This is a genomic window from Gluconobacter albidus, from assembly GCF_002005485.1.
GTDB lineage: Bacteria > Pseudomonadota > Alphaproteobacteria > Acetobacterales > Acetobacteraceae > Gluconobacter > Gluconobacter albidus.
Genome location: NZ_CP014689.1, coordinates 2,084,097 through 2,098,992 on the forward strand (window position 1 = coordinate 2,084,097; position 14,896 = coordinate 2,098,992).

9 protein-coding genes are annotated in these 14,896 nt (G+C 53.9%); 3 read left to right on the forward strand and 6 right to left on the reverse strand.

The genetic code is table 11. The annotated features are described in order from the left end of the window. Positions 1 to 38 precede the first annotated feature (38 nt). On the forward strand, positions 39 to 941 hold the full coding sequence (locus tag A0U94_RS09605) for a delta(1)-pyrroline-2-carboxylate reductase family protein (RefSeq protein ID WP_077803208.1): 903 nt from the start codon (positions 39 to 41) through the stop codon (positions 939 to 941). A 94-nt stretch (positions 942 to 1,035) separates the two neighbouring features. Here the strand turns inward: A0U94_RS09605 and A0U94_RS09610 are convergent, their stop codons facing one another. The 3 genes from A0U94_RS09610 to A0U94_RS09620 form a co-directional block, all read right to left on the reverse strand. Then, complete coding sequence (locus tag A0U94_RS09610; RefSeq protein WP_077803209.1) at positions 1,036 to 2,292, reverse strand: ArsB/NhaD family transporter; 1,257 nt, start codon at positions 2,290 to 2,292, stop codon at positions 1,036 to 1,038. A gap of 68 nt (positions 2,293 to 2,360) precedes the next feature. After that, positions 2,361 to 3,197, reverse strand: coding sequence for a polyphosphate kinase 2 family protein (locus tag A0U94_RS09615; RefSeq protein ID WP_077803210.1), 837 nt, complete (start codon positions 3,195 to 3,197; stop codon positions 2,361 to 2,363). 23 nt (positions 3,198 to 3,220) lie between these two features. After that, positions 3,221 to 5,851 carry a plasma-membrane proton-efflux P-type ATPase gene (locus A0U94_RS09620; RefSeq protein WP_077803211.1) on the reverse strand — a complete coding sequence of 877 codons (2,631 nt, stop codon included), beginning with the start codon at positions 5,849 to 5,851 and terminating at the stop codon, positions 3,221 to 3,223. Between the two features lie 431 nt (positions 5,852 to 6,282). Between A0U94_RS09620 and pgm the strand changes: the two genes are divergently transcribed. Then, on the forward strand, positions 6,283 to 7,929 hold the full coding sequence (gene pgm, locus A0U94_RS09625; protein WP_077803212.1) for a phosphoglucomutase (alpha-D-glucose-1,6-bisphosphate-dependent): 1,647 nt from the start codon (positions 6,283 to 6,285) through the stop codon (positions 7,927 to 7,929). A 94-nt stretch (positions 7,930 to 8,023) separates the two neighbouring features. Here the strand turns inward: pgm and A0U94_RS09630 are convergent, their stop codons facing one another. Further along, positions 8,024 to 10,903, reverse strand: a complete 2,880-nt coding sequence (locus tag A0U94_RS09630; RefSeq protein WP_062109843.1) for an outer membrane beta-barrel protein — start codon at positions 10,901 to 10,903, stop codon at positions 8,024 to 8,026. Between the two features lie 446 nt (positions 10,904 to 11,349). On the opposite strand from A0U94_RS09630, the gene A0U94_RS09635 reads away from it, so the two are divergent. After that, complete coding sequence (locus A0U94_RS09635) at positions 11,350 to 12,642, forward strand: NAD(P)/FAD-dependent oxidoreductase (protein WP_062029383.1); 1,293 nt, start codon at positions 11,350 to 11,352, stop codon at positions 12,640 to 12,642. A 61-nt stretch (positions 12,643 to 12,703) separates the two neighbouring features. Here A0U94_RS09635 and A0U94_RS09640 read toward each other — a convergent pair whose 3' ends face one another. Then, positions 12,704 to 13,780: a zinc-binding metallopeptidase family protein gene (locus tag A0U94_RS09640; RefSeq protein ID WP_077803214.1), complete on the reverse strand. Its 1,077-nt coding sequence runs from the start codon at positions 13,778 to 13,780 to the stop codon at positions 12,704 to 12,706. After that, on the reverse strand, positions 13,767 to 14,645 hold the full coding sequence (locus tag A0U94_RS09645; protein ID WP_077803215.1) for a transglutaminase family protein: 879 nt from the start codon (positions 14,643 to 14,645) through the stop codon (positions 13,767 to 13,769). Before A0U94_RS09645 ends, A0U94_RS09640 begins: the two co-directional genes overlap by 14 nt. Positions 14,646 to 14,896: the final 251 nt, after the last annotated feature.

Genomic DNA, 14,896 nt, shown 5'->3' on the forward strand with positions numbered 1-14,896 from the left:
CAAAACTCCCCTTCCCCTGACACTGTCCCGGAGCCTCCATGCGCCTTCTCTCTGCCGATGAAACACGACAGGCCCTGCCCTTTCAGCCCCTGATCGCAGCGCTGAGAACAGCCATTACGGAATATCGGGACGGGACCATCGTCTGTCCGGAACGCCTTGTCGTGCCGACCGCCGACCGCACCGGAACGGTGCTGTCGATGGTGGCCTGTGGGCCGGACCTGATCGCACACAAGCTGTTGACCATTTTTCCCGGAAATAGCGCTCTACCGACCCTTCAGGGACAGGTGACGTGTCTGGATGGGCAAAACGGACGTTTTTTGTTCGCCATGAACGGCATTACCGCGACCGAGCGGCGCACCGCCGCGATCTCGATGCTTGGACTGTCCTGCTTTCGACCAAAACGCCTCAAACACGTTCTGCTCATCGGGACCGGCGCACAGGCACGGGTTCATCTTGAAGCACTGAATGAGCTCTATCCGGGCCTTTCCGTGACGATCCGTGGGCGGAACACGCAGCGTATCCAGTCCCTGATCGAGGGCCCTTACCCCGCTCTTCGCATTCAGGCCGAGAGAGAGACAGCAGACCATTACGATGCGGTCATTTCCGTCACCAGCAGCCGGGAAATCCTTTTCGATCAGGAGGCTGCGCCGGAAACACTGGTGATCGGTGTCGGTGCATACAAACCGGACATGATCGAGATCGGACCGGGGATCGTCCTGAAAAGTCTTTGCGTTGTCGATGATCCCATTGGCGCACCCCACGAAGCGGGGGACATTCTTCAGGCCGGGAAAAATTGGTCAGAGGTGTGGGCTCTGGCGGATTTCCTTGAGGAGAAGCCTGAGCAGGACCAGCCGGTCTTTTTCAAAAGCGTCGGCTGTGCCGCGTGGGATCTCGCAGCCTGCCGACTTACCATGGAATCCCTGCCGAAGTCAGCCGCATAGCAAGCCAGAGCGTAACGCCTTCGCCCTATTACAGAGACGGTCAAACCGGACGGGTATCAAAAATGGTATCCGCCCAGCCTCATTCCTCCTGGCATCAGTATGACTGGTGGCTCGTCAGGAAAATGATCCAACCTGCAGCCATCAACATACAGGCGGCAGAGATTGGGGCCCCCACGCGCGTAAAAGTCGCGAATGAAATCTTCACGCCGCAGCGCGCTGACTGCTCGACAACAATAATCCCTGCAAGGCTGCCAAAGATGATCAGGTTGCTAAAGAAACCTGTTCCCAGTGCCAAAGCAGCCCCCACGGCATTCACGTTTGCACCTGAATTCAGGAATGGGACCAGCAACATGACAGTAGGGTTGTTTCCAATAATATTACTCAAAGTTGCGCTCGTCAGAAACAGGGACAAGGGATCATTCAAATCAATTCCATAGCCATGAAGATGGTGTAGAATATTTTGTGGCAAACCTGTTTTTGATAATGCCGCGTTGACGATAAACAGACCCGATATCAACAATAAAAGATTTGCGTCAACTCTACGAAGAACATCACTCGATGAAATTTTTCTATTCAAAAGAAGAATTGCAGCAGCGGTCAACGCAACCAGCTCTTTTGGCCAAACATCCAAAACAAATGCGATAATCACGGAAATGGTTATAAATATTGCTTTGCAGGTCTCCTGAATATTTAAGGGAGTTTGCTCCGTTTTTGTTCCGGTGCTTTCCTCGGAAACTCCTGCATGTTCTAAAGTCCATTTTCCACGATACATCCAGGCAACAATCCCCCATACAATAGACAAGGACAGCAAGGCCGGTATTCCAGCGACAGATAAAAAGCCTGTAAATGAAATCCCGAGTTCCTGGGCTGCAATCATATTTTGCGGGCTTCCAATTAAAGTCCCGGCTGATCCTGTATTGGCGGCAAAGCAAAAAGCCAGCAGAAACGGAACCGGATTAAGGCCACGCGCCAAAGTTACGGAGACCAGAAGAGGCGTCATGGCGACCACAACGACATCATTCGTCAGCAGCGCAGACAGGCAACCAGACACCGCTACAAAGACGGCCAGAAGTGCTATTGGCCCTACAGAAAGCGTTGCAACCTTGCGTGCTGTCCATTCATAAAACCCGGATTCAGCGAAGGCACCCGACACGACCATCAAGCCGAAAAGCATGCCAATGGTTCGATAATCGACTGCCACCCATGCAGCTTTGGCACCGATACTGCCCACAGCCATCATCGCCATGGCACCAATCATGGCCGCGCCTGTACGATCGACTTTGAAGCCGGGCAATTTGCCCAGCCCCATTGCCAGATAAACCATCAGGAAAATAAAAAGCGTTATATTCATCAATCATACCAGCCCAGAAACCGGAAATCTCAAATCCCAAACAAAAAGGCCGCCCCTGAGCCCCGGAATTAGATATTTTCCTTTTTCGCGTGATGATATTCTTTTCTGATTTTCTCAATATCAACAGTAGGTTCCGGAAATTTCAGGTCCATGTCCTGAAGGGTTTTCCAGATAATATTAGACACTGCAAGATTTCTGAACCATTTGTTATTGGATGAAATAATATACCAAGGAGCATGCTTTGTTGAACATTTTTCCATCATATCCTGATATGCGGCAGTATATTTATCCCAGTACTCTCGCTCCTTGTAATCAGCATCACTGATTTTCCACTGTCTGGCCGGATCATCCAGACGCTGACGAAAGCGTTCCAACTGTTCCTCCGGCGTAATATACAAGAAGAACTTCAGAATGGTCACATTGTTCGCAACCAGCATTTTTTCAAAATCGTTGATCAGGTCATAACGATTTGACCAGATTTTTTTGGGAACCAGATCATGCACTCTGGTTACCAACACATCTTCGTAATGCGATCGGTTAAACACACTGACCTGTCCTCGGGCAGGCGTATAAGGGTGAACGCGCCATAAGAAATCATGGAGCTTTTCTTCTTCCGTTGGCTGTTTGAAGCCATGCACGGATGTTCCCTGAGGGTTCATCGCTTTCATGACGTGCCAACAGGTACCATCTTTACCAGCCGCATCAATTCCCTGAAGAACAATCAAAAGGGCATGCTTCTTTTCAGCATATAGTTTTTGCTGATAGGCGCTGACACGTGCCTGATGTTCTTCAATATCCTTGTCGGCGTCATGTTCTGTTTTGTAGTGAGCGTGATAAGATGCGTTGACATCTTTAAGGCGAACCGTGGTTCCCGGCTTGACGATCAATTTACGACGCAAATCCATAACAGATATCCTTTTTTTAAATTTTATATTGAGTTGTGAATAACAGGCTGACCGAGTTTCAGGCTGTTCTCTTCGCGACGCTTTATTTGAGAACTGGAAACGATTTTGATGAGATCAATGATGACCATCCAGATCAGGGCATAGATCCAGCCAACGCCAATCATGATCCATGGCAATGCGGGAACAAGAATACCAAAGACACAGAGCAACACAGCAACGATCTGCGTTCCAACCACTGCCAGAAATAGCGGACGACTGGGATAAGGCGGCCGAAAGATCGTATGCCGCGTCCGCACGACGAACAGAAGCAGGTGGCCACCAGCAGCCAGCTGCAGAAAAATCATCGTTTGAAGATGAGCGGCCGTAAGAGGAACGATATCCATCAGCCAGGGCGTATGCATCCAGGCAATTCCGAGCAGCAAAAGACCAAAGCTTTCAGCCAGGGATGCAATGCCCATGACGGAAGAAAACGTAATGATGCGATGCATGTCCCAACGCACCGGCTCGGCGGAGGTTACAACGTTATCATAAGCAATCGTCATGATCGGAATATCGTCAAGCAGAGCCAGGACGACAATCATGATAGCCGTCAAAGGCTGAAAACCGAAGACGAGATACGAGGCGACAACAAGAAACATAATGTCGATCGTCATTGCGATACGATAATAGATATATGACGTAATACGCTCGAAAATCGCCCGGGCTTCCACTATCGCATTCACGATTGTCGAGAGCCCTGGCGCTGTCAGGACAAGCGCAGCTGCCGAACGGGCGGCGTCCGTTGCGCCGCTCACGGCGACACCACAGTCGGCCTGTTTGAGAGCAGGCGCGTCATTCACCCCGTCACCTGTCATGGCAACAATGTGCCCACGCTCCTGGAGGGCTTTGACAATTTCAAATTTATGCTCGGGGAAAACCCGCCCAAACCCATCTGCGGCTTCCACCGCACGTGCTGCATCAACCGGAATTTTATTCGGGTTCATATCAGATGAAAATATATCCGTCGCCTTCAGCAGATGCTCGCCCAGCCCCAGCTGGTGCGCAATTTCAGAGCCAATTGCGACATCGTCACCTGTGACCATTTTTACGGACAGGCCCAGCTTTTTCGCCTGAGCGATAGTCGCCGCCGCATCCGGACGAGGCGGATCCAGCATGGGCAAAAGCCCCAGCAAGGTCCAGCTCGACCCGTCGTCATGCGAGACCGCCACACCCAGCGATCGCGTACCGTGCCTGGCCAGCTCCGAGACCTTGCCGAAATATTCCGTCGCTGGAGAGCTGTCGTTCGAGCCAACCGGCTCTTCTTTCATCCCGCACAGCGTCGCGATAACCTGTGGTGCACCTTTGGCGTAACGGATCTTATGTCCGGCAGCATCCTGCACAATGCCGACTGTCTTCTTGTTGACGGGGTCGAACGGAATGAAATCCACCCGCTTGTATGCGGCCAGAGGATTGTTGTCAGGGAGTGCCTTGAGAACGGCAAGATCAATGGCATCCGTGCTTTCCGTCCGCGTCGCCAAGGCGGCGGCAATGACAAGATCGTCGGCCTTTGCGGCCCCAAAGGGAATCGGGGCTTGCAGTGTCAGCTTGTTCTGCGTGAGTGTTCCGGTCTTGTCCGAGCACAGCACATCAACACCCGCCAGTTCTTCAATCGCGGACAGGCGTGAAACAATGGCCTTCTGTCGCGAAAGCGCAAGGGCTCCGAGCGCCATTGTCACAGACATGACCGCAGGCATGGCAACCGGCACGGAAGCCACGAGGAGCACCAGTACAAACTGCGCAATCGCCCCGGCCTCGCTCCAATGCCAGGCGCCGTTATGGGCCAGATCCCGCCAGATCTGCGCCCCGACCAGCACAACGGCAAGCGCCGCCGCAAGGATAATCAGGAAGTCACCGATACGCAGGACGGCCTGTTCTGCATGCGATTTACTACCCGCCGATGCGACCAGCTTTGCTGTACGACCAAAAAAGGTATTGTTTCCTGTCGCGACGACCAGACCGATCATGGACCCCTGACGCGCAATCGACCCGGAATAAGCGCCATCGCCGATTTTTTTCGAAACCGGCAAAGATTCGCCAGTCAGAGCCGCCTGATCGACAGACAGATATTTTCCGTCAATCAACAGAAGATCTGCGGGAACGATTTCTCCCGATGCAACCGTTACAACATCCCCTGGCACAAGATCAGTCGCATCAATGGCGGCCCATACCCCGTCGCGACATGCAGACGCCTTGAGAGCCAGCCCCTTTTTGAGAGCAGCAAGTGCATTGGCTGCCTTGTTGTCCTGCCAGAATCCGATGGCCGCGTTGTAGAGGAGCAAGCCGGAAATAACGAAAAAATCCGGCCAGTCTGCGCGCAGAAAAGAGATAACCGCTGCAATTTCGATCATCCAGGGAATTGGTCCCCAGAAATAGCCGAGAAGCTTTTTCCAGCGGCTTTCTTCATGGGCCTGAATGGCATTCGGACCGTCTTTGGCAAGACGATCCTGAGCTTCCATCGACGTCAGCCCCTTGGAAGATGTTTTTAATTCTGAAATTTTTGCTGAAATTTCCGCTGCATCCAAAGTCGTCGAACGACCCGCCTGACCTGTCGCTTGTGCTTTCACAGACCCTTTAGGCGCAGTGGGTGCCTCAGGACTCAATGGAGGAGATGACATAACAAGCTCCAAAAAATATAAATGAATTTACTCTACAATACCCGGAGAATATTTTATCGAAGTAGAATCATTCGTTAAAATGCGGAAAAATTTATTGCAATGACAAAAATAAATTTTTATCGGTTTGGAACTTTTATTATTAAAGTATTCCCATATATTATTGCATAGATATTTATGACTTTCATTGATTTGACTTTATTTAAGAATTCGTAAATTTTAAAAATATCTCAAAATTCCAAAAGGATATTTTCAAGTCTGGCTTCCCGTGAACCGCTTGATGTTCAATCTTCATGAAATGGGCGCATCTCTCTGGACATCGCTTCGGATACACGTTCTCCTGCCTTGAACGACACGCCCATACAGGGCGTTCATGCGTTATGACTGCCAACGAACGGCAACGCTGCAACGTGGATGCAAGGAACTCTGAAGCAATGGCCCATCTCAGTCCTCTGGCCGGAAAAACACTTTCCTCTTCCCAGCTCACCGACATTCCCGCCCTGATCGCGGCCTATTATGATCGCAACCCCGATCCGGCCGTCTCCACGCAGCGCGTGTCGTTCGGAACCTCGGGCCATCGCGGCTCCTCGCTCCACACCAGTTTCAACGAAAACCATATCCTCGCCATCTGCGAGGCCATCTGTCGCCATCGCAAGGCCGAAGGAATTGATGGCCCCCTCTTTATCGGTATGGACAGCCACGCGCTTTCGGGTCCGGCACAGAAATCCGCAATCGAAGTGTTCGCGGCCCATGGCATTGACGTACGGATTGACGAACATGACGGCTATACGCCGACGCCGGTCATTTCCCATGCCATCCTGACCTACAACAAGGGCCGCACCACGGGCCTCGCCGATGGCGTGGTCATCACGCCATCCCATAACCCTCCGGCAGATGGCGGGTTCAAGTATAACCCGACCAATGGCGGCCCCGCAGATACATCCATTACCAAAGCCATTCAGGACATGGCCAACGACTTCCTCGCCAACGGCCTGAAAGACGTCAAACGCCTGCCCTATGAACAGGCGCGGCAGGAAGCCTGCATCCAGGGCTACGATTTCATCACACCTTATGTGAACGATCTGGATTCCGTCATCGACATGCAGGCCATTCGGGACGCCGGCGTTAAGATTGGCATCGACCCTCTGGGCGGCGCAGCCGTCGCGTACTGGAAGCCCATTATCGACCGCTATGGTCTCAATGCCACCATTGTCAGCGATGTGGTGGACCCCACCTTCTCTTTCATGACAGCCGACTGGGACGGACAGATCCGCATGGACTGCTCTTCCCCCTATGCCATGGCGCGCCTGATCGAGATGGGAGACCGCTTCGACGTGGCCTTTGCCAATGATACGGATGCGGACCGCCACGGCATCGTCGCCATGCCCGACGGCCTGATGAACCCGAACCACTACCTTGCTGTGGCCATTTCCTACCTGTTCCAGAACCGTCCGGACTGGAGCCCGGAACTCGGCGTGGGCAAGACACTCGTCAGCAGCGGCCTGATCGACCGTGTTGCTGCCGAGATGGGGCGCAAACTGGTCGAAGTCCCGGTTGGCCTGAAGTGGTTTGTCCCCGGCCTGATGGACGGATCTCTGGGTTTTGGCGGCGAGGAAAGCGCAGGCGCCACGTTCCTGCGACGCGACGGTTCAGTCTGGACCACCGATAAGGATGGCCTCATTCTGGGCCTGCTGGCGGCTGAAATTACGGCCAAGACCGGCAAGAACCCGAGCGTCCATTATCACGAGATCATCGCCCGCCTCGGCACCCCATATTATGAGCGCATCGATGCGGCCGCCAATCCTGAACAGAAGGCCAAGCTCAGCAAGCTCGCGCCCGAACAGTTCCCGCTGGAGACGCTGGCCGGTGACAGGATCATCAGCAAGCTGACGCGCGCACCGGGTAATGATGCTCCGATCGGCGGGCTGAAAGTCGTCACCGAAAACGGCTGGTTCGCCGCCCGTCCGTCTGGCACGGAAGATGTCTACAAGATCTATGCAGAGAGTTTCGTCAGTGCGGATCACCTGCGCGCCATTCAGCAAGAAGCACAGGACGCCATTTCAAAAGTGTTCGCCGCCTGAAGCACGTTGCCCCCGGAGCAAACTCCGGGGCAATGGCAGCGGGGCATAAGATCACGCGTCAGGACAGACTTTGTCCTGACGACGTGAATTCTCCTCAGTTGTAAACCAGTTCAAAATAGATGCTGCGGCCGTAATCTTCTTTTGCTTCCAGCCGATTGAGATGCTCGCCGTAATACATCCGCGTATGCGATCCGGCCAGATTATAGACTTCGTATTTCAGGCGAAGACTGTCCGTAATATCGTTCCAGGCGCCGATATCCAGACTTGGCTGCGAGCCGTAACCATACATCTGCGTCGGGTCGTCATTGAGGCCTTCAAGATACTTCGCGGAATACGAAAAGGACGCTTTGACGGCACCACGGATCTGCGGGATGTGCCATGTCACGCTACCATTAAAGACATATGAAGGCTGCTCGGTCAGCTGCTTCAGCTTGTATGAAACATTCACACCTTGATACGTCATCCGGCCGCGCATCCAGGTTCCGCTGGCATTGATGTCAAACGACTGCCTCCACGGTCCCTTGATGCTCTTATCCACCACCGAAACCTCGACCCCCATCAGAGACGAGTTGTTGGCGTTTCGTGGCTGCGTGACGTAGGTCAGCTCATCATTGATGATTTCCGTCGATCTGGTTGTATAGATGTCGTGTTTGATCATTTTGTCGAAGTAAGCGACACTGAAGACGCCTCTTCCACGATTGAAGAATTTATCGAGGGAAATATCGAAATTCTGCGCTTTACGCGGCATCAGATTAGGATTTCCCCGTGACAGCGAGCAGTTGATATCTCCAGGCTGCGTATTCTGGGAGTCACCACAGCTATATTGTGCAGCCTGTGCAAGATCCGTTGGCTGCGGACGACCAACCGACTGACTATAAACCGCATGCAGAATCAGGTTCTTTGGAAATTCATGCACAAACGTCACGGAAGGGAGCGGATTGATGTAGCCACCCCGGTTTTTGTCAATTTTCCCTGTCGGGTTCGACGAACTGTCAGTGCCTGGAATAAAGGCGTTGAAATTTACCGAGTCAGCACGAACACCGGCTATGATCTGTGAGTTCCGCCACTTGTAGTGCAGCGAGACATACCCATCAAAAAGTTGCTCCTGATACCGGAAATACGCCAGCTGCGTGTAATTTTTGGATTTGGCCGGATCAAGGGTCTGCTTGTCCCAAGGGAAATTCGTCAGGTCAAAAAATGGTCCGTTCGGGTTCTGCATATCCGGAATGAACATGCTGGATGTCGCACTGCCACCGGGTTTGTACCAGAGCTGATCTGAAGAATTGGTGGCATTCAGACTTCTCCATTCAAAACCGCTCGCAAATCCAAATCCGTGAAAATCCGGACTGAGATTGCGGGTGTAATCCAGACGAACGTTCGTAACCCCTTCATGATCACGATCGTATTCCTGCTGAACTGTCTGGAACGCGTAACCGCTGTTGAGGAGTTTGTTCATGTCGATAATGTCGACGAGATTGGCCACGTTTTCCCGGTTGATCGTATAATCGGCGTAAACAGCGCCTTTCGCAGTCTCTTTCGGATACACCCGGGCAGTCACATAGGGTTCGTGATTATAATAATCTTCCCACGTGTATCCCGCACGCAATTTCAGCGTCGAGATATTGTCGTGCCAGCTCAGATTTCCCAGAACACCATTGGTATTCATCTGCCAGTTGTCTTTCCGGCCGATCGTCCGGGCACGGTAGATGTATTCACGGCCGGAAGTCGGGGTCTGGTTCCAGATCCCTGTATCATCAAGCAGGTATTCGTTGTGCTCCATAAAGGAATTTTCCCACCTCTCGTAAGCATATCCCATAACGGAGGCACTGAATCCGCTGTTTTCGGGATGCCATTCAAGACGCGCGGCGCCGCCCAGAGAATTCAGATTATTTGAATAACTTCCGCCATCGACATAGCGAGGGGCGGTCATGCCATTCCAGCCCGGCGTGCTTGGATCATTGGGGCTGAGGATTTTCCCCTTGGTATTATAATAATTGTAGCTGTCTTCCTGCCACTTCTTGGTCGTGTTCCGGGTCCGGCTCTGATACCGGAATGAGGTCATGATGCCGAATTCCTTGTGTTTCCCGAACCGGTCAGAGAAAACAGCCTTGGCGCCCTGTCCAAAATGCGGCGACATCCCGGGAATTCGGTTGGCGCCCGCCGATCCTTTTTCGGTTCCGTAAATCCCGTATGCATTGATGTATTTATAGAGCCCGTCATGGTCGAAGGCGCTGCGCGGATTCATGTTGATGACCGCACCGATAGCACCCCCATCCTGTTCAGCCGTAAAAGTTTTGTAAATATCGTCTTCCCCGGTCATTTCGGCCGGAATGTTCTGCATATTCACGCGCCTGCGGATGCTGCCGCCGTCACTGATACTTGCAAGCGTCATGCCATCCAGTGTCGTCTGGTTAAGATCCGAGGAGACGCCGCGCACGCTGATATAACGCGGTTCATCGCCATTACGGATCCCCGTGACACCCGGAAGCTGCGTCAGCAACTGGGCCATGGACGTCGCCCCGCCCAGATTGGACGCATCATCATAAGTGATCGAATCAACGACACCTGCAAAATTACGCTTGGTCCGCAATTCATGGCGACTTCCCCTTACAGTCAGGTTGTCCACCATATCAGCTTCAGAACTGGTCGATTTTCTGGAAGCCCCTGCACGCAAGGTGATGTTTTTCGGATTGGATACCTCAACCTTGAAGGCATGTTTGCCAAGAAGCCTGCGCAGGGCCTTCAGATTGTCCATTTTCCCGTAAAGGGGGGCAGAACGCAGACCGTTTGCCGCATTGGCATCGAAGGCGACATGCACACCGGTCTGCCGGCTAAAAGCCGTCAGGGCGGATGTCAGGGACTGGGCAGGGAGAGAAAAAACGTTCTGTGAATCCTGGGCGAAAGCAACAACAGGCACAAGACACGGAACGGAAACTGAAAGCGCAAACGCGAAAGACCGACTTGAGAAAGACATTCTGGAGCCTTGAACTGGAATAAACGGAGATCTGCTCTCGCTGCGCGGGACATTTACTGGTTTCTGATTATTTCTCTTGTTAATCTTTTGTTTCATTTAACGTTCTGTAATGACATTTTCTGTCAATTTTGCACTAGCCCACGATATTTTCTGGTTCTAGATCTTCCGAATAAAGCGTGACTTTCCCGCTACGGGGAATGCGACAGGGCGAAAAACCCTTTCAGTATATTTTGTAAAAATTTATCACGCTTATTTGAAATTACGCGAAACAGGAAAGAACTCATCGGACTTTATTACAGTCACCTGAATATGATTTTCGTCATATCCGGAATGCCCATAATAGTCTCTTCCGAACCTCACTGTTTACTGCCGTGGCGAGGCGTGAACAGCTTTTCCCCGTGTATCTTTTTCTGATGCCCGTCCCCTCAACGGAGGCCTGAAAACCGATGCTGTCTCGACCTGAAATCCTGATTGTCGGAGGTGGTGTTGCCGGCCTTTCTCTCGCAACACGCCTTGGAAAGTCGATGGGGAAACCCGGAAAAGCGCGTATCACGCTGATCGACAAAAGCTTCTCCCATGTCTGGAAACCAATGCTGCACTGCTTTGCCTCCGGCACGCTCAGCAATGAAAACGACAAGGTGAATTTCATCTCACAGGCCAGCGGTCATCATTTTGAGTTCTGGCCCGGCGAAGTTGCTTCCATTGACCGCGAAAACCGCGAAGTGATCCTCAGCCCGCTTCTGGAAGCCGACGGTTCGGTCATTCTGGAAAGCCGCCGCATGAAGTATGACACCATCGTCATTGCGATCGGCAGTTGCGCCAATGATTTCGGCACGCCGGGCGTTAAAGATCACTGCATGTCCATCGACAATCTCGTGGAGGCCAACGCTTTCAACGAGAAATTCCGTATGGAACTGCTTCGCGCGTTCGCCAACACCTCGGAACTGGACATCGCGATTGTCGGGGGCGGTGCGACCGGTGTTCAGCTTGCCGCGGAACTGCACAAGGCTCTGGAGATCGTTGGACCCTATAATCTGCACGCTTTCGGCAAGGCGCCCCCCAAGCTGCATGTCACGCTGCTTCAGTCAGGCGCGCGTATCCTTCCCGCTTTTCCGGAATCCGTTTCTGCGGCTGCCCAGAAGGAACTTGAGCATATCGGCGTGACCGTTCAGACCAATGCCCGCGTTGCGGGGGCGGATGCCCACGGCTTTATTCTGAAAGACGGATCCTACGTCCCCGCCAAGCTGCGTGTCTGGGCGGCAGGCGTCAAAGCCCCCGAAGTCACCACCGCCTATGGCGGACTGACGATCAACCGCACTGGTCAGATCCTCGTCAATCCGAACCTCTCATCCATTGATGACGAACGTATTTTCGCGCTTGGAGACTGCTCTTTCATTCAGGATGACCCCCTGCCCGCCACGGCTCAGGTCGCGGGACAGCAGGCCAAACATCTTGCCCGGTATCTCCCCGCATGGATCGAACATGGGCGGAAAGTCCCGGGCTGCGTCTTCCATAACAAGGGTGCGATCGTGGCTCTTGGAAAATATAACGGCTGGGCGGCCCTCCCCGGCGGCACCGTCTGGGGCGGAGGCATTTCACACGGCTTCTCGGCACGCATGGCGCATCTGATGCTCTACCGCCAGCACCAGATGGAACTTTTCGGCTATTACCGGGGGCTGATGTCCTGTTATTCGGACTGGGTCGAAACCTTTGTCCGCCCCTCAGTCCGGCTGGACTGAGGAGAAGCAGGCCCCCTTACATTATGACGTGCAAAACCGTTCCGGAGAGTTTTTCCTGAACTCAGGCGCTCTGGCTTCCGCGGATCAGACGATGGATGAAGGCGAGCTTGTGCATGACTCCTGCCGTCAGCACGAACGGATAGAAATCCGCTAGCCCCATCGAGCGGTTCAGGCTGTTTACCGCATAGGTCAGGGGCAGCCAGGCCTGCATGATGTCTTCGAAAGACGCTTCCGTATAAGGATCTCCCAGCGTCCGACCAGAAGCATGACCGATCCCCTCAAGCCGCGGATTCACGCTGACTCCGAAGGCACACGCAGTCTCGAGCGTAGAGACGATATGCAGGTAATGCGCCCAGGTTTCCGCAAAATCCTCCCAAGGGTGAGAGGTCGCATAGACGCTGACGTGACTCTCCTGCCATTTGGGCGGCGGAGGGCTGTCATAATAGACCTGAAGCGCCTGCTGGTAATCCGCCCTGTCATCTCCGAAGACGGCTCGGCACTCATCCAGTTTTCCGGCATCACGCACCAGAAGATTCCAGTAATAATGTCCGATCTCATGCCGGAAATGCCCCAGGAGCGTACGGTAATACTCTCCCATCTCGATCCGCATCCGCTCACGGGACGCATCATCGGCTTCACGGATCGCAAGAGTGATGACGCCGTTGGAGTGCCCCGTCATGACGGATGAAGAGCCATCGGGCGCATCATCAAGGAAGTCGAACACCAGCCCGTTTTCAGGGTCCTGCCGCCGATTCCGGATGGGCAGCTTCAGGCGCAGCAGCGTGTAGAACAGGCGGTGCTTGGCGACTTCTATTTTCCGCCACCGCTCAAGGTTTTCAGCCGTATCAAGGCTTGGGATCGTACGGTTGAAACTGCACGCAAAACAGAACGGCCTGCCATTATTGGGATCAGGCTCTGTCAACCAGTTGCAGACGCCATAGTCGTGATTGGAGCAGTAGAGCACGCTTTCCTGACGGGCCGAAGGCTCCAGCGGACGCCACAAGCGTTCTCCAGCCGGGTCCAGCGCAGTCAGCAGCGACTGTTCTGGCAGATACCCGATCGGATGGCGGCAATGCTCGCAAACCGTGTTTTCAAAAAAGAGAATCTGTCCGCAGGACTGGCACTCAAAGAGCTTCATAGGATCGCATTACACCGGGTTGCCCGATCATGACCAGTTCCGGGGTATCGCTCCCGGACAGAAAAGGCTCCGCCCGCATCGTCACATCAAACGTCGCGCGGCACCGGTCGAGCATTCCCGAAATGGGCGCGGCCTCCTCAGGGCGGCCGGCAACCGCCAGCGGAATGTGATGCTGCGCCACCGTGAGCCCGGACGTGGTGTCAAAACCGACCCAGCCGCTCTCCGGAATCCAGGCCTCGGCCCAGGCATGCAGGTCACAGCTCAGGCCTTCGGCGTCATCCGGCTGGATCAGATAGCCGGACACGAACCGCGCCGAAAACCCCAGATGCCGCAGGACCGTCACCAGAAGCCATGCGCTGTCACGGCATGAGCCGCTTTCGCGCTGCAATGTCTCTTCCGGTGCCCACACGCCCGGCTCAAGCCTGCGCTGATAGGTCAGACGCTCCGCTACGGCCCGGTTGAGGTCCGCCACCACAGATGGGGCCCTCTGCTCACCCGCCACCCGCCAGGCCTCGACAAACCGGGACACCTGCGTCCCAGCCGCATCCACATCCCGGTAGGCCGCACAGAGCGGCGTTTCCACCCCTCCGGCCGCATCCTGCCGGCTGCCCAGATCTACGTCCATGCTGACCGATACATCAAACGCCGTCACGCGCTCCGGAACCCGAATTTCCGCCACGCGATTGCCATACGCATCCTGCCGCCACAGCACATCCGCATTGTCCGGCGACACGTCGAGCGCATAATTCCGGATAATTGGCTCCACCCGCGACACCGGGCACAGCCGCACGGTCTGGCGTCCCAGAAAGACAGGACGGTCATACTGATATCGGGTATGGTGGCGCAGTATGACGCGGGAATTCATGCTCGGCAGGCCCTGTGGACAATCAGTTTCAGAAACGCGTTCCAGGCACAGGATTTTCGGGCCATCCCGCTCCGGCAACCACCGGGTCTGATGGCAGTTCAGAACATTACCCTATCAGCCCTGTCGGGAACCGCAACAATTTCCACCAGACTTTTCCTGATCTGTCCAAACGCCAAATTTCACGCTTGGCAAAGCGCCGGAATCTTGCTCCGTTAATAAACTATCGTAATGAACCGGCACGGCTGATCGGA